The following is a 20,342-nucleotide window of genomic DNA, read 5'->3' as shown; positions in this document are numbered from 1 at the left end:
CGTAGGTTGTCACATTAGCGAAAAGTGTTGTGAAGTTCATTATCCATTCTCTCAAATTCATTAGATACCGAATGAATATTATCAACCGCTTGTTGAAAGGCAGCGGAAAATTGTTTCGTCAAGTCTAAAACTTGCTGATTCGCTTCTTGTGCTTTGAAATTAACAGACAACGTTGTACGCGTCGCCTTTGTTATAGAACGACTGGTTGCACTTTGAATCCTATCAGAGGCTAATCCCATTTTCGTAGCAATTTGTGTTGCTTTTTGTAAATTACTTTGAAATTGTCCCATTCTTTCAAATCCTTTCTATAAATTTTCCAAATGCATTAAAGAAATCTCATTATATATATCCCTATCAATATCACTCGCTGGGCATGCAATCAAATGAGCCATACACTATAAGCTGTATGGCTCATTTGAAATGCTTGTTATATAGAGTATGACAATTTTTATTTCAAACCGAAATTACGTGATAATTCTTCATCATGAGAAGCAACAGCCTCTGCAGTTTTATTAAGCTGCATATTAATCTCTTGTAATAGCTGTGCAAAGTTTTGTACCTTTGGCTTTAATTGATTGAACTGTTGGTCAAAACCTTCAAAAGCACGACCTTCCCATTCTCCTCTTAATTCATTTTGTAAGTTTTGTAGTTGACTTAAAATGTCCTCAATTTGATTTGCACCTTGTCCATATCGAGCCGCTTTCGATTTAAGCTCCTCTGGTGACATACGAATTTGTCCAGCCATTTTCATTTCCCCTTTAATACATAATGAGCAAAATATATATTGGTTAATTTTACTAAACATATTATAATCTATTATTCTGAACTTTTAAACGTTTTATCTTTCTATTGAATATTAGAATATTAATATTCTACTTTTTCTTGCTTTACAAGATTTTATGCAAAAAAGACCACCAAAAGGCAGTCCCTCAAAACTCAATTCTATCCCGCGCTCCACTGCTTTTTCATACAAATAATTCGCAACAATAATATCTACTACAGCCAAACCAACTGATTTAAAAATAGTAATCTCTTCATCATTTTCGTGACCAGCTTTTCCCCCTTATAATTTAACCAATTTCGGCGTGGAGATTGCTAGTTTTATCAAAATTTGAAGACTACCTGTTTCTAGATCCTATTCAATTAAGCAATCCTACAAATACCTCTTCTTCCTCATCTATAAAACCTACAAATATAATTCCTTCAATATCCTCATGATTAAATACAAATGTATCCTTCTGGATAAAAACAGCCAATATAGTCATACATCACAAGTTCTTTAATCCCAAGTTTTTGTTTTCTTCCATAGTTATTTATGTGAATTCAGCTCGTTTTTTTGTTTTGGGTGAAAAAAATTTTTAACTTGATAGCAATGTGGTGCTGCCCCTATTAGGCAAATTCGACAAAGAAAAAACACCCAAAGGTGCCTTCCTCCCACTTGAACCATCTTAATTTTATTGTGTTGTTATTATATAAGAAAAGAAGACATCGCTTAAGATGTCTTCTTTTACTTGTACAATTGGTGTTAAGAAGGTATTTATTGCTTAAAAACCATAAAAAAATATAACAATCATCGAGTAAACCTATTATAGCATCAATAAATAGAGTTTTTATATGCATCTTTATATATATAGATTTATTTATGTTTTATCTATATAGTTAAATTGTCTGTTTCTTGTTTTAATTCGTTTGTTTATTTTGAGTGCTCCAGCAATGGAGCCTTTTTTTATGCAATAAAATATTTTCTTAGCATTACTTAGTTGGTCTATATTAACTTTACCCTCTTAAATTATATCTATATTTTACCAAATGATTATATAGATAACCAGTTTTTTCTAATAATTTAGTGGATTGATAATTTTAATGTTAGTTGTTAATACTTATAGAAAAATTCATCATGCAATGAAAATTGAGAAATCAAGAATTATAAAAAACTTATAGTATCTTTTGTAAAGGTATATTTTTAATTTGTATATTAATATGTTATAATTTAATTTCTAAAACTACCAAAAAAGGACTGCCAGTAATGGTGGTCCTTTTTTATATTGGTGAGATTGTACTAGTATAATAAAATAGGATTAACTGTATATTGTGAGTGTGATTGGTTATCCCTTCTTTCCATTTGGAAGGAAAGGGGGTGATATACCTATGGAGTTTTTGTTTGAGCTTCTAAAAGAATTTGTGAAAGCCATTGTACGTGAAGTTTCTGCGTATGTTTTTAGGAAACAAATTTTAGAAAAAGATAACAAAAAACCCACTCCTCGTCGCCGTCCAAAGCAAAAGGGTGGGTTTCGTAAAAAATAAATGAGCACGTAATAGATATAATGTACAGAAGAAAAGAAACCCAAGTGAGTCTTTTTTCAATTTATTACATCCCTAATTGATTGTAAATTGATTTGAATACGTGAATTCACCACGATATTTAATTGCAGCTACATAAGTACCACTTGTATAGCTATCTGTGATAGGGGTTTGCCAAATTTCTGTTCCAGGAATAAATTCTGGTTCTATTGTTTGGAATCGTTCTAGGATACCATTTGTGTGGATTTTAAAAATTTTCATTTGCGCACCAAAATGTTCTCTACCAAAGTGTTGCGCTAAGTAAAATGTATCACCAGTTATTAAATTCCCAATCTTCCAATCTGGTTGATATGTACTTTCCTCTGAATTTTGTAAATCCACAATGGTTTTAAATCCCCAATCATCATTAAGTGGATCTGAGTAAGCTGCAGCTGCTTGTGAGGTAGGCTTACTCATTTCTATTGCAGTAAAACCGCTAAAAGTTAACGCCCCAATTAATGCTAATTTTCCTAACTTCATTATTGTTTCCCCCCTATTAATTTTTGTAATTTTTAAAACCAGAAATCATACACACATAATAATATAATTAACTGTATAATATTTCAAATAATTTCTAAAAAAAGTTATAAACACAAAAGAAAGACACCAAAAGGGGCCTTTCTCCGACTTGAACCACTTTAATTTTAATAATATGTATTGGACTCCCATCCGAATATTATTTTAACGTATTTATCCATATTTTGTTTGCGAAAAAATGAAAAGCATAATATCTTATTACTGCTTGTTCATAGCTTTTATCTGTTATAAACATATTCAGTAGTCATGAAGTCATTAGGGAAGTCGTTGATCACTTTCTTCATAACGTTTAGTTCTTCCTGGGATTTGAGTTCAATACCATTTATATAATCAAATACCTTAGATTGTTCATCTGCTACGTAATTCTGTGTCATGTAATCATCTTGGAAGTCTTTCTTTGCTTTTTCTTTAACGGCATTCATAGCATTTATAAAAAAATTGTACCGTGTAGAATTATTTCACTGTACCAAATATTTGAATTTACTAAACAGTTAGAATGAATACGATTAGTTATATAATTGAAAATAAAATTGTTAAACAAATGTTGAGAAATACTAAATTTCAATTTCCATTATATTCTATTCTTGCTATCATTTAATGTAAGACTATTCAGAAAAGGAAGGGATTATATGCGTGTTCCAGTGAAGGGTAATGAACAGATTTCAAAATTATTTAATGACTGGTATCAAGCTATACTACAACATCAAAATGTACAAGCAACAAACTTAAAACAAGAAGTTGAAGATAAGCTTTCCAGTATAAAAGAAGATAAAAATTTATTATTATACTATTCATTATTAGACTTTAGATATAAAGTACTAACCGATGGATTTAACATTACAAAAGATAGCTTTAATGAAATTAACTCCTTTGATATACCTGATAGTAGTTTTTTATCCTATTATTATCACTTCTTCAAAGCTATTCACAGCACAATTCTTGCAGACTATAATGAAGCAAAAGTATATTTTGAGAAGGCGAAAAAACTTTTAATGTACGCAATGAATGAAGTAGAAGAAGCTGAATTTAATTACCGTTTAGCTTCATTTTATTATCAAATCTATAAACCGCTTTTAGCTATTGATTACATACGAATAGCTAAAGATATTTTCTCTAAACACACAGGCTATAAAATTAATGTAGCATTATGTGACAATGTTTTTGGATTAGCTTGTATAGATTTAAGGCAATTTGAACAAGCCGAAGAAAGTTTTAACACTGCCATAGATATTCTAAAAAGTAAAAATGAAAGAACATTGTTACTACGTGTTAGAAATAACATCGGACTATTATATGCAAATCAAAATCTATCCTCTTTAGCAATTCGTCACTTATCAGAGGTTACAGAAAATATACCAAATCACTTTAAAGCCCTATATTTACAAGCAGATGAAAATTTAAAATTAGGCGAAACGGCAATAGCATCTCAACTCATCGAAAAAGGCTTAAACATTTGCAATGAATTAGCAAATAAAGAATATCAATATCGCTTTAAAATCTTAGAAAAATTGAACAACACGTCTAACACTACAGAATTAGAAGCTGTTGTATTAGCAGGAGTTTCATACTTTAAAAAAGAAGAGTTATGGGATTGCATTGAAGAATATGCAGAACGATTAGCGAATAAATTTTATGCAGAGGAACATCATGTGAAGGCTAGTAAATATTTTTATATGAGTAATGAAGCAAAGAAAAAACTATTAGCTAAAGGGGCGTTAAAGTAATGAAAAAGTTTGGATTAACAATAGCAGGTTTAACGTTAGCTGGAATTATGACTTTTGGTATAAGTAACAACTTAGAATTTTCGGCATTAAACAAAGGTGACACACCTGCACCACAAAGACCTGATTTAGCATTTAGTGATGGGCATATCGGTACTTCTCCAGAATATACACATGGAGAAGGGTGGTCTTCATCTTACACACACGGGGAGCCTTGGGGTATAGCTGATGGTGATACTGGTGCACCTACTTACGATCATGGAAGACCGCCTGCACCACAAGCTTAATTGTTCCGCAAAGAAAGTCATACTACTTGTATGGCTTTTTCTTTATTTTAGTTACTTAAGCCCTACATTTTTATCTGATTTGCTTTTGCTGGTGTAGAAGAGGGAAAATATAGAAGCATAAAGTGAAACTTTGCCCTCACCAATTGGGCTTTTACGGGCAGCCCGCCCCCACCTAATTTCTTTGCTTTCGCTGAATTTTGAGGTGGGGATCTTACTGCCCGTTAATGCGGGATAAAAGAAAACCGCCTGAAATGATATGTACTTGAATAGTAGTACATAAAAAATACAAATAACAATAAATTAAATATCGTTAAAACAAAAAGGAGATGTCCCAGGCATAGTACTAGGACATCTCCTTTACTTATCTAAATTCTACAAAGCACTATCAATTAAACAATTATTAAATATATCTTCTATCTAAAACATCGTATTATCATTAGCTGCTTCACTTGGAATCTCTTGAATTACATCCCAGTGTTCGACAATCTTTCCATCCTTGATACGAAATATATCCACTATAGCAACTCCCTTATCTTGAGAATTAGTACGAGAATGTACATGAAGAGCAACTGTATCCCCTTCAGCTACTACACGTTTAATCTCTGCAGAGGAATTAGGATTTTTAACAAAATCCTCCTTAAAGAAATCCATGAAGGCTTTTCGTCCATCAGCAACAAAAGGATTATGTTGCTTATAATCTTCGCTAACATATTTAGGGATAATATCGATATTATGTTTGTTAAAAACTTCATTATAGAAATCAACTACCATCTTTTTATTCTTTTCATTTTCTTTCACTTCTTTTGATACAGAAGCAACATTTTCGCTCTTTATTGAGTTACCTTTGTTATTACCGGTGGAAGCTTGAAATATCAAAGTCGATACAATTCCTAAAATAAACACAGAAATAATTATTACTATTAAACTTTTCTCTAATTTCATATATACCTACCTCTTCTACTTAAATAAGTTCTCTTCTATAAAAAGCTTGAAGAAGGAGAAACCTTCCCCAAAATGTAATGTCAGGGGTAATGTTAGGAATTTCATTTATCCTAACCTCCCCCTATACAACGCATATTAGAAACGATTCATTCTAACTTAATACCTCATTAACAGTTGCACTGTCCACAATTTGAATAAACTTCTTAACCTTATCGTTCTCATCAAACTTATAAAGGTGACAAAAATCTGCTATGAACGATTTCCCTGTAGCTTTATATGTCCCACTATATTTTCCATACACGATAACAGTATTGTTATTAAAAGCATAGATTTCATCTTTAGCGCTATAGTCATCCCATTCTGTGCCAAGACGTTCATGTACGTTTTTCACTACTTCATCTGGACCTATATAAGTACCTGCATATGGAAACCCAGCAGCTTCTGTCCAAGATACATTTTCACTTAAATACGTTTTGAACGCATCCAATTTCCCTTCGCCAGTTAACACATACGTTTCATGTAATAGCTTTTGATATTTATTCATATCATTAACCCCAAGGCATTTCTTTTGTTACAACTTTTGCACTTAATTCTAATACACCTTTATTTGCATAGCCTGGATATGCTGCTTCAAGTTTTGCCACAAAATCTTTTGAAGTTCCACTTTCCTCAGAAGCTTGAACCGCAGTTCTTAGATAATCCATTGTCGCAGTAAGTGCTTGATTATTTAGGGATTTTTCGATTGATCCATGGCTAGGTACAATTATGTCAGCATGTAACGCTTGTAATACTTTCAAGTTCTCAATCCATGCCTCCATAGCCGCTTTTGAGTTAGTATCCGCTAAGAATACATGTATTTCGTTAAATACATCAATACCACCAATTAATACTTTTAGTTCTTTATTAAATAGGCTAGTTCTGTAATGATCTAAGCCTACTAGTTCAAATGTTAACCCCTGAAAATCAATCGCTTTTTCTTTAAACACTTGAGGTAATACCACGTTACTTGGTGCATTTTCTCCAAGGGCGTCTTTCCAAACTTTTAATTTCCCTAAGACAGAATGAACGATATGTTCAACAGTAGACTCTGTTGCATACGCTATAGCTTCTGGGTAAACGGCTTTAATGCTCTCTAATCCAAAGTAGTAGTCTGGATCCCCATGAATAATAAAGATTTTATCTAAAGATAAGTCATTTTTTTTCAGATACTCAACAATTTCTTTCGAATCAGATTGAGTAAATTTTGAGTTTATTAAAAATGCATGTCCTGCTTTCTCAACTAATGTTGCTGTGACCATAAAGCTTTTTTCGTCCGAACTAAACACCGTTAATTTCACATCTTTTTGATTTGTATCGATTGTTGTAAACATAGTATGTTATTCTCCTTTTGTTAAAGTTATGAACTAATTATCATATTTTTATCTTGTTCCGATAAAGTGAAACTTTAATCAGTGGGGGTTTTGTTCATCCCCCACTGATTATTAGCCCACACCAATCGGACTTTTACGGACAGTTGATCCCCCACCTAACTTCTTTGCTTCCACTGAATTTTGAGGTGGGGGTCTTACTGCCCGTTAAAGCGGGATAAAATCTCCCACTCCCATTTATCTGAAAGTGTAATAGTACTGGCGAATATTCCGGAGATAAATGTCAGGTGGCTTAAGATAACATGTTTGCTACTATATCCTAAATTTTCTTAATATAAATTTTTAAAACGCGCTTCAATTTTATCCGGCGTCATTACGCCACCACCAATAGGAATAATTTGATTATCCTTTTGTAAAAGTAATGAAGGATAGCTATTAACACCAAGCTGTCGAACTTTATTGAAATCATTTTGGACATCTATTATTGTTTCTTGAGCGTTTAAACGTTCTAATACTTGTTCAGGGTCCAAACCATGCTCGATTGCAATTTTGCGATATGTTTCAGGATCACTCAGACTTTGGCCCTCATAATAAAACGCTTTTTGCATAGCCGAAGTGAATTCTAATAAACGGTCTGGCGCTAATGAGCGTAAAGCTGAAAAACCAATTGCAGCATCTTTCGAATTCATTTTAAAAGTCCCTTCCTCCACCAATTTTTGATAGGAAGGACCAAATTCAGCACCTGTAAGTTGATTAATTCTTTTATTTCCTTCTTCTATATATGAGAAGTTTTTCATTGGTAAATTATCTAAAAATAACCCTCCACATAAAACTGTTAATGGCACTTCAGTGTGGTTTTTGTAAAATCCTTTAATACTTTCTGAAAAACCATAGCACCATCCACAATATGCATCCCATACGTAAATAAGGTTATCTTGTTTCGTCTCCATTTAAATCCCCTACCTTTTTTTATTATCCAGCTCAACTAAATTTTTGGTTTATATAAGTACATCTTTTTATACCTTGTTCTTTTTTAGATACCTTACTATATTTCCCCAAAACTAATATTTCCAAAGAAAGATCCACCAAGGTTTTTAACAAAAGATAACGTTGCACCTTATTGCCCCGTAACAGAAAATACTAAAGCTTAGAATATGCATCGATTTGAATGTGTTAGTAACTTTCTACACCGGGTGGCAACGTATGGACCACCATCCTTAATTAAATATATAAATCATATTTTTAGCAGATATTAGTTGTAACTAAATTGATTACATCTTTATGTAATTATTTTAGTTACAACTAATATAGAAGTCAATTCTTTTTTCCGAAAACATTAAATTTCTACATTATAACGAAATTCTGTGTTAACTTGTAAAAAAAAAAGAGGAGCCATCTCCTCTTCATAAATAAACACTATTTAATTTGTTCCTTATACTCATGGTTAACAACTACATACCACTTTCCTGTATCAAATTTTTCTTTATTAATCACGTAAACTTTATTTTGTCTCTTTACCTCCCCTGGTTTTAATTCCTTAGTAATAGTAGAGGTCTCACCTTTTTCAACCGCATAACTACTAGCTGCTAACACATCACTTTGATAAGCATTATCATTTTCATCCACTAAATCCACTGATGGTAAAACGGCTAATTTCATCGGTTCGTTTGTGATATTTTTCCCTTCTGCTTCTACAACAATAAAGACATGTCCATCTTCAGGTTTTTGGAATCCTATACTCTCTTTACCAACCTTATCTCTTTCTACAACTCTTTTTACAGTTACATCAAATTTAGGTGTATGAAAATCCTTGTTTACAGCATACTCTTTTTCTTTTATTTTTGATTTCTCTTTTGTTTGTTCTGTATTTTTCTGCTTTGTATTCTCTTTCGTTTTCGCCTCATCAGTTGTTTGCACTTTCTTTTCTTCTTGTTTAGAATTGGTTTCTTTAGATTCTGAAGAAGTTTTGTCGGATGTATTGCCGCAACCAGATAAATTGAATACTAAAGCGCCACCTAAAATACATGTAGTAAATTTTTTCAACATCTCTTTTTATCCCCCAATAACACGATATGTAAATTTCTTACTTATCATAGCAAAAAATATGATCTTAAATTGTTGTATCTTGTCGAATGATTAAGAATAATCAAGTTACTCCACGTCCTCTTTTATTATAAAGGTAAATATAACGTCTATAAAACCTGCTATAATAGGTTTTTACACCCTTAGCATACAATTTTTCACTTTCGGTAATGTGCCCCCTATTTGAAAGGTAATTGAAATATTAAGACCAACTGATAGAGGTGTTTATGTGGAATTATTTGAGTATTATAAAAAAAGGGGAAAGTTGAAGTGTTTAATTGGAACTGGGCTTTTTCTTTATGGATTAATTGGTATGTATAATACTTGGGGTAATATTAATTGGGGACCAGTAATCTTAATTATTATAGCTTCTCTTGTATTTTTTAGTATTGGATTTTGGCAATTAAGAAAAGGAAATTTACTAGAAAAAAATATAATTAAAAATGATTTAACATTTTGGGATATTGATACTTATGTTTTGTTAGAATTACCCGGCAATAATAAACATTTAGGTTTATATACTCCTGATGGAAGATATGTAGCAGGAACAAAGATGATTTCTTCAACATTACCTATTTTAAAAAATAAAGAAGTTTTTGGATTGGAAGCAAGTGATGGAGAAATCCTTGCATATTTTCAAAGTGAAGTTGAAAATTATGATTGGGCTATTTATGATTCGAATTATAATTGTGTAGGTATGTTTAAAGAAAATATGATACAAGGATTTTGAATGGTACGTGGTTCTTTGATGAATGAAAAAGAGATAAAAATTTCTGAGATAGAAGTGGAATTTGATTTTTTCGAAACGTCTTTTCGTACAATGGATGATCGTATATTAATAAACTGCAAGAGGGGATATATGCCTTTAGAATGGAGTGAAAGATTTGGCTTAAATGTACCGATTATTAAATTAGGTAATAATATTTCTAATGCTGAAAAAATATTTGGTTTAGGTATTCTTCTTTATATTTTAGAAACAATTAAAGTAAGAAAAAGTAGGATTTTTAATGATTAGAATTAAATATTTATATTATGAAATTTATTGAATCTTTTATTAGGGATTACATCGCTGAAAGTAAAATATTGTATACTTCGGAATTACTTTACGTTCACTTCTTGAAATTGATGAGCATTTGTTATGCCAGAACCAACTGGAAATGGAAACGGCAAGCGAGTATACTCCGCTTGCCGTTTTTTCATAGCTTCGTATGTATTTGAATTCCTTTCGCTTTCTCTTCTTCACCCTTCACACGTACAATTAAATCATATGATCCGGATTTTGGCGCTTCAAAAGAAAGCAAACCTTCTTTTTGAGAAGTGACTTCTTCTTCATAAATGACCTTATCGTCTTTTGTGACTTGCAATAAAATCGTACCTTCTTCAACTGCTGCCTCATAAGGAATTTCCAGATTTCCTTTTTCAGCTTTAAGCGTTTGTACATCGTAATACCCCTGCAAAGAACCAATTGTTAAAGTCGTTTCGCCATTTTTTTGAACCTTTGTGACTTTTGTTGCTGTATTACATGCGCTTAACAATACAACAAGAGTGAAAATGAGAAATGAACGAAGCAATTTCATAGAGAGTCCCCCTTCCATTAAATATATTAAGGATAAAATATACAATCTAACATATCATTACAATTATAGTTGAAAAATAAGGAAAATTATATAACAGGAAATGCAACTATAAACAATCACTGACCATTAGTCTACAACCATTCCCACACCCCAACACAAAACAAAAAAGCACCAGGTCCCCCTAGTGCTCTCCCTCTAAAACAAATGACAAGCCACTTCATGCCCTTTCGCAATCTCAACCATCTTCGGTACTTCCTGTGCGCATTTTTCAGTGGCGAATTTGCAGCGCGTTCTAAATTTGCAGCCGGATGGTGAGTTTAGTGGGCTTGGTACTTCTCCCTCTAGGATGATCCGTTCTTTTCCTATGTTTGTTGGATCTGGTTCTGGCATGGATGAGAGTAGTGCTTGTGTGTATGGATGTGCCGGTTTTGTGTATAGGTCTTCGCTGTCGGCAATTTCTACTATGTTTCCTAAGTACATGACTCCGATTCGGTCTGATATGTGCCTTACCATAGATAGGTCATGTGCGATGAATAAGTATGTGACTCCTGTTTCTTCTTGGATGTCTTGCAGCATGTTTACGACTTGTGCTTGGACTGAGACATCGAGTGCTGAGATTGGTTCGTCACATAGGATAAAGTCTGGTTTTACAGATAGTGCGCGCGCGATACTAATGCGCTGGCGCTGGCCCCCGCTAAATTCGTGCGGGTAGCGATATAAGTGTTCTTCTTTTAATCCTACCTTTTTCAGAAGGTCTAAAATGATTTCTTTTTGTTCTTCTTTTTCGTAAGAACCGTGAATGTTCATCGGTTCGCTAATAATTTGGAATACATTCATTGCCGGGTTTAATGATGCGTATGGATCTTGGAAAATGATTTGCATTCTTTTTCGATATTCTTTTAGTTCACTTTCCTTTAAACTTGCGATATCTTTTCCGTCGAATAAAACGTTACCTGAAGTGACGTCGTGTAAACGAATGATGCTTCTTCCTGTCGTTGATTTCCCGCAGCCAGATTCTCCTACTAACCCGAATGTTTCACCTTTTTTAATTGTAAAGCTTAAGTCATCGACTGCTTTTAATTGCTCTGTTTTTCTGCCAAATAGTCCTTTTTTAATAGGAAAATACTTTTTTAAGTTCCGAACTTCAATTAAGTTTTCTTCATGCATGTGAATCACCTACTGTCTTATGGTTTAACCAGCACATGGAACGTCTTTCGTTTCCGACTTCAAAATATGGCGGACGTTCTTTTTCACAAATGTCCATCGCATGCGGGCAACGCTCTGCGAATGGGCAACCTTGTGGCGGGTTTAATAAGTTTGGTGTTACACCTTGAATAGGAGCGAGTCTTTCTTTTACGCCGTTCGCTATTTTTGGCAGAGAGTTTAATAGCCCTTTCGTATATGGATGATTCGGCGATTGAAAAATATCAAGTACAGGTCCTTCTTCCATAATAAGCCCGCCGTACATAACGATGACGCGCGTACAGTTTTGCGCGACAATTCCTAAGTCGTGCGTAATAAGAAGTAACGCCATATTCGTTTCGTTCTTTAAGTTTTTCATTAAATCTAGTATTTGCGCCTGTATCGTTACATCAAGTGCCGTCGTCGGTTCGTCAGCAATAAGAAGGTCCGGATTACAAGACATCGCCATTGCGATCATAACCCTCTGCTTCATACCACCGCTTAGTTCATGCGGATATTGTTTTACCCTTTCTTCTGGTGACGAAAGGCCAACTTGTTTTAACAAGTTGATCGCGATCTGCTCTGCTTCTTTCTTTTTCACTTTTTGATGACGTATAATTACTTCCGTCATTTGTTTCCCAATTTTCACGACCGGATTTAGCGCTGACATTGGGTCTTGAGAGATAAGTGAAATTTGATTTCCTCTAATAGAACGCAATTCTTTTTCAGATTTAGAAAGTATGTTTTCATTATGAAAAAGGATTTCCCCTTCTTTCACTTTTCCTGGTGACGTAACGAGAGACATAACAGACTTCGCCATTACACTCTTCCCGCTTCCAGATTCCCCAACGATACCGACTACTTCTCCTTTATTTAAGCGAAATGTAACACCGCGAACCGCTTCAACTTCGCCACTTTCTATGAAAAAAGAAGTTTTTAAATTTTTCACTTCTAGTAGTTTTTCAGACACGCTTCTCACTCCTTTCACTTAACACTTTAGTTTTCATGTCCGGCTCCTTTTGGTGCGAAAGCTTTCTTCAATGCTTCACCAATTACGTTAAAACTCAGTACCGTTAAAAGGATAAGGAATCCTGGGAAGAGCGTTAAATACCAAGCTTCACCAATATATCCTTGCGCATTGTTTAGCATGCTGCCCCAAGAAGAATCTGGTTCTCTAATACCTAAACCTAAGAAACTAAGTGATGATTCCATTAAAATCGATGTCGCAATCGTTAATGTCGCGGCGATAATAATGGTTGATAAAATGTTAGGAATGATATGTCTTACAATAACCATAAGTGATTTTTGTCCTGATACTTTTGCGTATAAAACGTACTCACGCTCTTTTACAGATAACGTTTCTGCCCTTACGATACGGGCGGTGTCCATCCATGTTAGTAATCCGATAATAAGAACTAACGTCGTAATTCCTGGTTTTAAATACGCATTTAATAGTAGCATTAAAAAGAATGATGGAATTGACATAAGCACTTCAACAACTCGCATTAAAAAGTTGTCTAACTTTCCGCCAAAATACCCGCTAATTGTTCCAACTGCAGTACCGATTGTAATAGAAACAACCATCGCAAGGAAACCGACCGCAAGTGAAACTCGTCCGCCATATAACGCTCTCGTTAAGTAATCCCTTCCGTAATCATCCGTTCCGAAAGGATGACTCATACTCGGTTCTTGTAAGCGATCTGGAATCGACATTTTGCTAGAATCGTACGGCGATACGAATGCGAAAATTGATGCGACCGTTAAAATCGCAAGTATAATAACTCCCATTGCAACAAACTTATTTTTCGTAAAACTATGTTTTATCGTTTGAAATCTCCTACTATTCATTCCAAATCACCCCCTCATTCGAATGCGCGGATCTACTACGCCATATAAAATATCAGCAATTAAGTTACCGAGAATTAACATGAATGATGATAGTAATGTAATTGCCATGATAATCGGATAATCAAATCTAAAAATAGCATTTACCCCAAGTGAACCAAGACCCGGCCATGAAAATACTGTTTCCGTAATGAACGCTCCGCCTACTAAACTTGGAATCGATAATCCGAAAATTGTAATGATTGGTATTAATACATTTCGAAGTACGTGATTAAATAACACTGTTTTCTTTGAAGCACCATACGCATATTGAATTTGTACATATTCTTCTTCTAATTGCTGAATCGTACTTGAACGAATATATCTCATATAAACAGATACGTTTTGGAACGCTAACACCATGCAAGGTAAAATACCGTGTTGCACAATATCCCAGACAGAATCTTTACCTACGGTGCGCATACCCATACTCGGAAGTAGGTTCAATTTTAAAGAGAATAAGTAGACTAATAGTAGTGCAAACCAGAAAACCGGCATAGAAATACCAACGTATGAAATAAAGTTTACAATGCGGTCAAAGAATGAATTCTTTTTCACACCTGTAAATAGTCCAAGCGGTATTGCGATTACGAATGAGACGAGTAAAGATGATCCCATTAATCCAATTGTTGCAGGTAATCTTTCTGTGATAAGTTCCAAAACAGGACGATGATTTTGAAGTGAGTAACCAAAGTTTCCTGTTAAAATGTTTTTTAACCATAAAAAATACTGCACGTAAATTGGTTGATCTAGTCCTAAACTTTTGCGAATACGCTCCACATCAATTGGACTCATATTTGGCGTTACAAAGTTTCGAACTGGATCCCCCGGTGCTAGTTTTATTAATAGAAAAGAAATAATAGAAATAACAAATAAAAGCGGAATTGCATTTAAAAGCCTCTTCGCAATTACTTTATACACAAACTTCCCCCCTCAAGCTAAAGAAGCTGATTTCCACCAGCTTCTTTATTGTTTCTTATTTCACTTCATAAATCTTAGATAGATCTTCAAACATTGTGACAGGAATTGCTTTCGCTTCTTTTAATCCATCAAACTTTTTATCTACTGCAATAACTGCTTTCGGATACGCGATTGGGAGATAAGGTACGTCTTCTCTAGCTGTCTCTTGAATCTTATGGTATAACTCTGCGCGTTTTGTTTTATCTGTCTCAACTGCAGCTTCTTCCCATAACTTATCGAAATCAGCGTTTTTATATCGTGCATAATTGTATTCAGCATTACTTAAGAATAAGCTCTTATATGAATCTGGCTCAGGTCCCATTATGTAACCACCAAATGTAATGTCATATTCTTTATTCTCTTTATCTAAGCCTTTTTCACTTGCTGCACTAGCATCTAATGCATTTAGTTCAACTTCTAAGCCAACTTCTTTTAATTTTTGTTGTGTATAAAGCGCTAAGCTTTCCATGATTTTATTATTCGTTACATACATCACACGTACTTTTTCGTCATCTTTCACGCCAGCTTTTGCTAATAAATCTTTCGCTTCTTTTTTATCATACTTATAGTCTTTAATATCTTTCGCATAATACATAGCGTCTGGCGTTAAGATTGAATTTGCTGGTTCTGCAAATTCACCCGAAACGAATGCTGAGTTAATCATTTCTTTTTTATCTAACGCATGCGCAATTGCTTGGCGCACTTCTTTTTTCTTCATAAGATCAGTATTCATGTTATAAGATAAGTAGAATAATCTACCTTCAGGGAATGTCACCATTGAGAAGTTCCCAGTGCTATCTAGTTTCTTAAAGTCTTGCGGCTCAATCATTTTCATGTTGATTTGACCATTTTGCAGTGAAACATTTGCTGTATTACGGTCTTTTACAACGCGGTATACGATAGAGTCTAATTTAGCTTTCCCACCTACATAATCATCAAATCGATCTAATGCAACGTACTCATCTGATTTATACTCTTTAAACTTAAATGGCCCTGATCCTACAGGCTGTAAGTTTTTCTTACTCTTCGCTAAATCTGCTTCCCCTTCAAATACATGTTTCGGAATTGGGAAGAAATCATTCATCACACCTTCGAAAGATGCGCTTACTTGTGGTAAAACGAATTGAGTGGTTAACTCATCTACCTTTTTCACCTCAAGCGGCTTTCCTTTAAAAATAAAGTTTTCACGACTTGAGCTATTTTGCTTCTCATCTAAAATAGATTGGAATGTAAATGCTATATCGTCTGATGTAATTTTCTTACCATCATGCCATTTCAAATTATCTTTTAACTTCAGTGTCCAAGTTAATTGATCTTCTGAAGGCGTAAAGCTCTCAGCAAGAACAAACTTTTTCTTACCGTCTTCCATATGATATAGCGGCGCATATAAAGCTTGCTGCACAGTTAATGACACACGATCATTCGCATAAAGCGGATTCATCGTATCTGGATTATCGCTAACACCAATCGTTAACGTTCCTCCATCTTTCGGAGTCCCTGATTTACTAGTGCCCGCTTGCTTCGAATCTTTTTCCCCTGAACAAGCAGCTAATGCAATAAATAATAGTAGGACAAATGGTAATACAAACAACTTCTTCTTCATATTTCGACCCCTCTCGACTATTTACACCTATAAGAAAACTCGGAATTAATACCGAGTTTTCTTATAGGTTTTAAATTACCACTACCGGTATGTATTGTCAAACTTTTTCGCAAAGGTAGAAAGTTTGTAATCTATTAATGCATTCTTGCGATAAACTATATTTATGCGGAGGAGAAAATAAAAAGACCACGAATAAGTAGCCTCATAAAATGAGTTAAAAAACTATCAACTTACAGAAACCCCCTCTAAAATGATTGTTTTATATGATCGAAAATGTAGAATGGGATTAAAGACAAAAAACACATTTAGGAGGTTATCATGACATTTGATGAATTGAAAAAAAGACCACCAAAAGGCAGTCTCAAAACTCAATCTTATTCCCTACTCCTTGCTCCACCGCTCTCTCATACAAATACTTCGCAACGATAATATCTACTACCGCTAAACCAACTGATTTGAAAATAGTAATCTCTTCATCATTTTCGCGACCAGCTTTTTCTCCGCTTATAATTTGACCAAGTTCAGCGTGAATGGCGTTTGCTTTGAATAGACCTTCTTTTATCGGAACTTGAAGGTCTCCTGTTTCGTCTAGTGCTGCTTCTTTTGATTCGACTACTACTTTGTTTGCGCTTGTGATGGCGTGTGAGGGTAGTTCTTGCATGCTCGGTCTGAATGAGCCGACGGCGTTTATGTGGACGCCTTTTTGTAGTTTTTCTGAGAAGACTGGTGTGGATGCATTCGTAGTTGTGACGATGATGTCTGCTTCACATATCGCTTCATTTGGATCCTTGTAAACGTAAGCTGGTTTGCCTAATTTCTCTTGTATATATTGCGCAAATGCATACGCTTTTTCTTCTGTTCGATTGTATAAAATGACTTTTTCAATAGCTCTTACCGCAAATACAGCTTCAGCAATCCCCTTCGCCTGTTCTCCTGTCCCGATTATGCATAAAGTTTTTGCGTTATGACGAGCTAAATATTTTGTCGCTACTCCTGATAAGGCGCCTGTTCAGATCATCGTTAAGTACGATCCTTCTAAAAGTGCGAGCGGTTCTCCCGTTTGAAAGTCTGATAGCATCACAATCCCGTTTATCGTTTTCTTTCCTACCTGTTTATTTTGCGGGACTACCGTTACTATTTTTACTCCAAGTGCTTCAAGTCCTTCCGCTACTGAAGGCATAATTAATGCCGTATTTTGCTCGTTCGCAAATGGTAATGAGCCTCTTATTGGTGTAATTGTTCTTTCTGCGGAAAATTCTTTTAAAGCAAGCGCCGCGTATTCAATAACTTCATTCATATTTACTAAGTTTCTTTGTTCGTTCGCGCTTATGACTAGCATATCTTTCCACCCCCTCCTCTTATCCTAACAAAAATCCTCGATTCAAATCATCTCTCGGGTCTACAACGAACTGATGAAATCCTGTAATAAAGGCATTCCCCGTTACTTTTGGAACGACAGCTTCATATGGATCTACTGCGGTTACCGACAATACTTCCCCCTCGAATTTCCCGCCAGTAATGCATTCATGGACGAAAATTTCTCCCTTTTGTAAAGCATCTTTTCCAAAAAGAGTTGCGATTCTTGCGGAAGTTCCTGTACCGCAAGGAGAACGATCTACTTGCCCATCAGCAAAAATCGTTACATTTCGTAGCGTAGCACCTTTGTCTTTCGGTTCATCTGAAAAAATAACGCCGTATATTCCTTTTAAACCTTCTTCAAGTGGATGCTTCACTTCCATTTTGCTCTCTATATAATGTTTAATTTTACCGCCCCACGTTTGAATAGCAGGCAAGTCTTTAAAATCAACTTTCAAACCAAATTCTTTACAGTCTACTACAGCGTAAAATGCTCCTCCAAACGCAATATCTACTTGAAATTCATAGTTATCTATTTTAATAGGAACGTCTTTTTTGTATACAAATGAAGGAACATTTTCAAATGATACAGATTCTACTTCACTCCCGTTATATGTTGCATACGCAATAACTTCTCCGGCTGGGCTATCAATAATGAACTTTTGTTTTTCCCCCTTTACTTCAAACATGCCTGTTTCAATTCCGACTGTAATAACAGCGATAATACCGTGACCACACATCGTACTCCAGCCTTCATTGTGCATAAATAACACACCAAAATCAGCGTGAGCACTTGCTGGCGGTGTAATGATACAACCGTACATTCCGTGATGCCCTCTCGGTTCATACATCAGAACTTCACGAAGATAATCCAAATGTTCCATACAGTAGGCGCGTCTTTCCAGCTGCGTTTCTCCTTTTATTTCTGGCACACCACCCGTAATAATTCGAAGCGGCTCCCCAGCTACGTGTGCATCAATCGTTGTATATATTTTACTAACCTTCATTTCGATCTCTCCCCTATACGTTGATACTCTTTTCATTGCAAATATCATGCCAACGCATAGGGTATAAATTTGTATGCATTGTTTAGAAAAACATACACTACTGTCTATTTTTTTATACACTGTCCAGAGGCTATGTTATAGGGGCCCCTTGATACAACCAGTCTTATTATTTTCAATGTAAAGTTACTTCGCTCCCCAACATATACTGTTCAAAAGCAAAAAGGAAGTGATCCAATGTACTACGGAACAAAGGGCTGGTACGTAGCTGAACTAAAAAAATTAGGTGTGCGTTATCATGAAGGACGAAAACTAGAAAGTTACCGCGGGCACATATTACGCAATTTATTAATCGCACAACAAGAGAAATTAAAAGAACAGTAATATTCTAATGTAACGATATTGGCGATTCGCCATGGAATATCGACTTACCGACAAATTCCGCTAATTCATCTATCTACACCACCAATCAATCACACATCAAACTACACTAAAAAGGTCACCCAAACGGGTGACCTTCCTTTCTTATTCACAAACAAGAATTTGTCTAGTAAATGATCCTTTTCTTGTAATACAGCGATCCTTAATTTCAAATCCTGCTTCATGGATCATGTCGTCCATTGTTTCCATCGTGACAACGACTACCTTTTTAGCGATGCGGCGTGCACTTGAAAGAATGGAGAGCTGGTCGTCTGGTGTGGCATGCGTAAATAGGTCGTACGGCATATCGATAATGGCAACGTCGTAGTTCTCAGTAATTTCCTCGATTGGTCCTTTTGTTACTGTTCCTTCAAATCCGAAATGTGCGATATTTTTTCTTGTTCCAAGAACTACAAGTGGATTTATATCTCTACCAACGATGTTAATCCCCATAGAAAGTGCTTCTACTACTACTGTTCCAATACCGCAGCACGGGTCAATTGCTCGTACTCCCTCTGGATTTGGTACAGCGATATTTGCAACCGATCTCGCAACACGTGTGCTAAGTGATGTCGAATAACTATGCGGTTTTTTTATGTGATGATACCAAACTGGTTCGCTTTCTACATAGTGCCCGAAGTACCAGCGTCCTCCAAGAGGAACAATCCCGAATACACGCTCTGGATTACGAACATCCGCTTCTCCTTCAATATGCATGCCAAGGTCTCGTTCAATAAGACGTCTTTCTCCATATTCAATTTTATTTTCTCCAACGAGGTCATTGATTTTAACGAAGATAACTTTAAACGACGCCCCCGCTAAATCAATTTGTTCCACTTGTTTTAAAATGCTTTCTAAGTCGTCCCCTTCATACATAACCTCAACGCGCTCTTTCATAAACGCACTTCTACTCGGGTCAATTTTTACATCACTTTTTAAAATATTAACGTGCGACTCCATTCCAAAGAACGAGCGCATTTCCAAGTAACATAAAGCACGCTCCTCCTCACGAAATGCATACGTATATATACAGGCAGGTGTTTTACTATGATTATTCAATCTATTATCATCCTCTATCGT

At 35.0% G+C, this 20,342-nt stretch carries 20 protein-coding genes and 5 pseudogenes; 5 read left to right on the top strand and 20 right to left on the bottom strand.

Translation table 11 applies throughout. The annotated features are described in order from the left end of the window. Positions 1-14: 14 nt before the first annotated feature. The 4 genes and pseudogenes from ACTFRU_RS07830 to ACTFRU_RS07815 form a co-directional block, all read right to left on the bottom strand. The gene (locus tag ACTFRU_RS07830) at positions 15-290 is read right to left on the bottom strand and encodes a TIGR04197 family type VII secretion effector (protein ID WP_006923578.1); all 276 of its coding nucleotides are present in this window, start codon (positions 288-290) and stop codon (positions 15-17) included. 158 nt (positions 291-448) lie between these two features. Further along, positions 449-745, bottom strand: coding sequence for a WXG100 family type VII secretion target (locus ACTFRU_RS07825; RefSeq protein WP_000918591.1), 297 nt, complete (start codon positions 743-745; stop codon positions 449-451). Positions 746-943: 198 nt separating this feature from the next. Beyond that, positions 944-1,063: pseudogene (locus ACTFRU_RS07820) on the bottom strand (ornithine cyclodeaminase family protein); the annotation flags it as partial. Positions 1,064-1,139: 76 nt separating this feature from the next. After that, positions 1,140-1,308 (bottom strand): annotated as a pseudogene (locus tag ACTFRU_RS07815) (DUF4176 domain-containing protein); the annotation flags it as partial. 840 nt (positions 1,309-2,148) lie between these two features. On the opposite strand from ACTFRU_RS07815, the gene ACTFRU_RS07810 reads away from it, so the two are divergent. Beyond that, the gene (locus tag ACTFRU_RS07810) at positions 2,149-2,304 is read left to right on the top strand and encodes a hypothetical protein (protein WP_000394762.1); all 156 of its coding nucleotides are present in this window, start codon (positions 2,149-2,151) and stop codon (positions 2,302-2,304) included. Between the two features lie 72 nt (positions 2,305-2,376). On the opposite strand, the gene ACTFRU_RS07805 is transcribed toward ACTFRU_RS07810, so the two are convergent. Beyond that, positions 2,377-2,820, bottom strand: a complete 444-nt coding sequence (locus tag ACTFRU_RS07805) for a DUF5065 family protein (protein WP_016121981.1) — start codon at positions 2,818-2,820, stop codon at positions 2,377-2,379. 255 nt (positions 2,821-3,075) lie between these two features. Continuing rightward, a pseudogene (locus ACTFRU_RS07800) lies at positions 3,076-3,302 on the bottom strand (hypothetical protein); the annotation flags it as partial. 204 nt (positions 3,303-3,506) lie between these two features. Between ACTFRU_RS07800 and ACTFRU_RS07795 the strand changes: the two are divergent. Together ACTFRU_RS07795 and ACTFRU_RS07790 are read left to right on the top strand one after the other, a co-directional pair. Further along, on the top strand, positions 3,507-4,601 hold the full coding sequence (locus ACTFRU_RS07795; RefSeq protein WP_016121980.1) for a RapH N-terminal domain-containing protein: 1,095 nt from the start codon (positions 3,507-3,509) through the stop codon (positions 4,599-4,601). Continuing rightward, entirely contained in the window at positions 4,601-4,885 is a 285-nt protein-coding gene (locus ACTFRU_RS07790) for a hypothetical protein (RefSeq protein WP_016121979.1), read from the top strand. The genes ACTFRU_RS07795 and ACTFRU_RS07790 overlap by 1 nt, the downstream gene beginning before the upstream one ends. A gap of 417 nt (positions 4,886-5,302) precedes the next feature. Here ACTFRU_RS07790 and ACTFRU_RS07785 read toward each other — a convergent pair whose 3' ends face one another. From ACTFRU_RS07785 to ACTFRU_RS07765, 5 genes are all read right to left on the bottom strand, one after another. After that, positions 5,303-5,827: a nuclear transport factor 2 family protein gene (locus ACTFRU_RS07785; protein ID WP_000764219.1), complete on the bottom strand. Its 525-nt coding sequence runs from the start codon at positions 5,825-5,827 to the stop codon at positions 5,303-5,305. A gap of 151 nt (positions 5,828-5,978) precedes the next feature. Next, positions 5,979-6,371, bottom strand: coding sequence for a nuclear transport factor 2 family protein (locus tag ACTFRU_RS07780; RefSeq protein WP_001046359.1), 393 nt, complete (start codon positions 6,369-6,371; stop codon positions 5,979-5,981). A 4-nt stretch (positions 6,372-6,375) separates the two neighbouring features. Then, positions 6,376-7,197 (bottom strand): cytoplasmic protein, encoded by an 822-nt coding sequence (locus tag ACTFRU_RS07775; RefSeq protein WP_440037567.1) that lies wholly within the window; start codon positions 7,195-7,197, stop codon positions 6,376-6,378. Positions 7,198-7,523: 326 nt separating this feature from the next. After that, positions 7,524-8,144, bottom strand: a complete 621-nt coding sequence (locus tag ACTFRU_RS07770) for a DsbA family protein (protein WP_000448622.1) — start codon at positions 8,142-8,144, stop codon at positions 7,524-7,526. A gap of 466 nt (positions 8,145-8,610) precedes the next feature. Continuing rightward, complete coding sequence (locus ACTFRU_RS07765) at positions 8,611-9,240, bottom strand: hypothetical protein (protein WP_000913402.1); 630 nt, start codon at positions 9,238-9,240, stop codon at positions 8,611-8,613. Between the two features lie 265 nt (positions 9,241-9,505). Here ACTFRU_RS07765 and ACTFRU_RS07760 point away from each other — a divergent pair. Beyond that, positions 9,506-10,291 (top strand): annotated as a pseudogene (locus tag ACTFRU_RS07760) (ABC transporter ATP-binding protein). Between the two features lie 181 nt (positions 10,292-10,472). Here ACTFRU_RS07760 and ACTFRU_RS07755 read toward each other — a convergent pair. The 8 genes and pseudogenes from ACTFRU_RS07755 to ACTFRU_RS07720 all read right to left on the bottom strand — a co-directional run bounded on the left by ACTFRU_RS07755 (position 10,473) and on the right by ACTFRU_RS07720 (position 18,845). Next, entirely contained in the window at positions 10,473-10,853 is a 381-nt protein-coding gene (locus ACTFRU_RS07755) for a BA_1872 family lipoprotein (RefSeq protein ID WP_088346748.1), read from the bottom strand. Positions 10,854-11,048: 195 nt separating this feature from the next. Continuing rightward, positions 11,049-12,020, bottom strand: a complete 972-nt coding sequence (locus tag ACTFRU_RS07750; RefSeq protein ID WP_000544129.1) for an ABC transporter ATP-binding protein — start codon at positions 12,018-12,020, stop codon at positions 11,049-11,051. After that, positions 12,013-13,005: an ABC transporter ATP-binding protein gene (locus tag ACTFRU_RS07745; protein WP_440037566.1), complete on the bottom strand. Its 993-nt coding sequence runs from the start codon at positions 13,003-13,005 to the stop codon at positions 12,013-12,015. Before ACTFRU_RS07745 ends, ACTFRU_RS07750 begins: the two co-directional genes overlap by 8 nt. Before the next feature lie 26 nt (positions 13,006-13,031). Continuing rightward, positions 13,032-13,883 carry an ABC transporter permease gene (locus ACTFRU_RS07740; protein WP_440037565.1) on the bottom strand — a complete coding sequence of 284 codons (852 nt, stop codon included), beginning with the start codon at positions 13,881-13,883 and terminating at the stop codon, positions 13,032-13,034. A gap of 6 nt (positions 13,884-13,889) precedes the next feature. Then, a complete protein-coding gene (locus ACTFRU_RS07735; protein WP_000278778.1) occupies positions 13,890-14,840 on the bottom strand; it encodes an ABC transporter permease in 951 nt (316 codons plus the stop codon). A 55-nt stretch (positions 14,841-14,895) separates the two neighbouring features. Beyond that, the gene (locus ACTFRU_RS07730) at positions 14,896-16,482 is read right to left on the bottom strand and encodes an ABC transporter substrate-binding protein (RefSeq protein WP_088346742.1); all 1,587 of its coding nucleotides are present in this window, start codon (positions 16,480-16,482) and stop codon (positions 14,896-14,898) included. Positions 16,483-16,843: 361 nt separating this feature from the next. Further along, positions 16,844-17,821 (bottom strand): annotated as a pseudogene (locus tag ACTFRU_RS07725) (ornithine cyclodeaminase family protein). Between the two features lie 19 nt (positions 17,822-17,840). Beyond that, complete coding sequence (locus ACTFRU_RS07720) at positions 17,841-18,845, bottom strand: proline racemase family protein (RefSeq protein WP_163093107.1); 1,005 nt, start codon at positions 18,843-18,845, stop codon at positions 17,841-17,843. Between the two features lie 165 nt (positions 18,846-19,010). Here ACTFRU_RS07720 and ACTFRU_RS07715 point away from each other — a divergent pair, with 165 nt between their 5' ends. Then, positions 19,011-19,226, top strand: coding sequence for a YflJ family protein (locus ACTFRU_RS07715; RefSeq protein ID WP_163093213.1), 216 nt, complete (start codon positions 19,011-19,013; stop codon positions 19,224-19,226). A 141-nt stretch (positions 19,227-19,367) separates the two neighbouring features. Here ACTFRU_RS07715 and ACTFRU_RS07710 read toward each other — a convergent pair whose 3' ends face one another. Continuing rightward, a complete protein-coding gene (locus tag ACTFRU_RS07710) occupies positions 19,368-20,321 on the bottom strand; it encodes a TRM11 family SAM-dependent methyltransferase (RefSeq protein ID WP_440037564.1) in 954 nt (317 codons plus the stop codon). Positions 20,322-20,342 lie beyond the last annotated feature (21 nt).

This window comes from Bacillus cereus group sp. MYBK220-1, assembly GCF_051916445.1.
In the GTDB taxonomy this organism is placed as follows: domain Bacteria; phylum Bacillota; class Bacilli; order Bacillales; family Bacillaceae_G; genus Bacillus_A; species Bacillus_A cereus.
This window is presented reverse-complemented; position numbering and strand designations above follow the sequence as displayed.

Coding starts and splice junctions, on each gene's coding strand:
- ACTFRU_RS07830 (WP_006923578.1), bottom strand. CDS start 290: ATGGGACAATTTCAAAGTAATTTACAAAAAGCAACACAAATTGCTACG.
- ACTFRU_RS07825 (WP_000918591.1), bottom strand. CDS start 745: ATGGCTGGACAAATTCGTATGTCACCAGAGGAGCTTAAATCGAAAGCG.
- ACTFRU_RS07810 (WP_000394762.1), top strand. CDS start 2,149: ATGGAGTTTTTGTTTGAGCTTCTAAAAGAATTTGTGAAAGCCATTGTA.
- ACTFRU_RS07805 (WP_016121981.1), bottom strand. CDS start 2,820: ATGAAGTTAGGAAAATTAGCATTAATTGGGGCGTTAACTTTTAGCGGT.
- ACTFRU_RS07795 (WP_016121980.1), top strand. CDS start 3,507: ATGCGTGTTCCAGTGAAGGGTAATGAACAGATTTCAAAATTATTTAAT.
- ACTFRU_RS07790 (WP_016121979.1), top strand. CDS start 4,601: ATGAAAAAGTTTGGATTAACAATAGCAGGTTTAACGTTAGCTGGAATT.
- ACTFRU_RS07785 (WP_000764219.1), bottom strand. CDS start 5,827: ATGAAATTAGAGAAAAGTTTAATAGTAATAATTATTTCTGTGTTTATT.
- ACTFRU_RS07780 (WP_001046359.1), bottom strand. CDS start 6,371: ATGAATAAATATCAAAAGCTATTACATGAAACGTATGTGTTAACTGGC.
- ACTFRU_RS07775 (WP_440037567.1), bottom strand. CDS start 7,197: ATGTTTACAACAATCGATACAAATCAAAAAGATGTGAAATTAACGGTG.
- ACTFRU_RS07770 (WP_000448622.1), bottom strand. CDS start 8,144: ATGGAGACGAAACAAGATAACCTTATTTACGTATGGGATGCATATTGT.
- ACTFRU_RS07765 (WP_000913402.1), bottom strand. CDS start 9,240: ATGTTGAAAAAATTTACTACATGTATTTTAGGTGGCGCTTTAGTATTC.
- ACTFRU_RS07755 (WP_088346748.1), bottom strand. CDS start 10,853: ATGAAATTGCTTCGTTCATTTCTCATTTTCACTCTTGTTGTATTGTTA.
- ACTFRU_RS07750 (WP_000544129.1), bottom strand. CDS start 12,020: ATGCATGAAGAAAACTTAATTGAAGTTCGGAACTTAAAAAAGTATTTT.
- ACTFRU_RS07740 (WP_440037565.1), bottom strand. CDS start 13,883: ATGAATAGTAGGAGATTTCAAACGATAAAACATAGTTTTACGAAAAAT.
- ACTFRU_RS07730 (WP_088346742.1), bottom strand. CDS start 16,482: ATGAAGAAGAAGTTGTTTGTATTACCATTTGTCCTACTATTATTTATT.
- ACTFRU_RS07720 (WP_163093107.1), bottom strand. CDS start 18,845: ATGAAGGTTAGTAAAATATATACAACGATTGATGCACACGTAGCTGGG.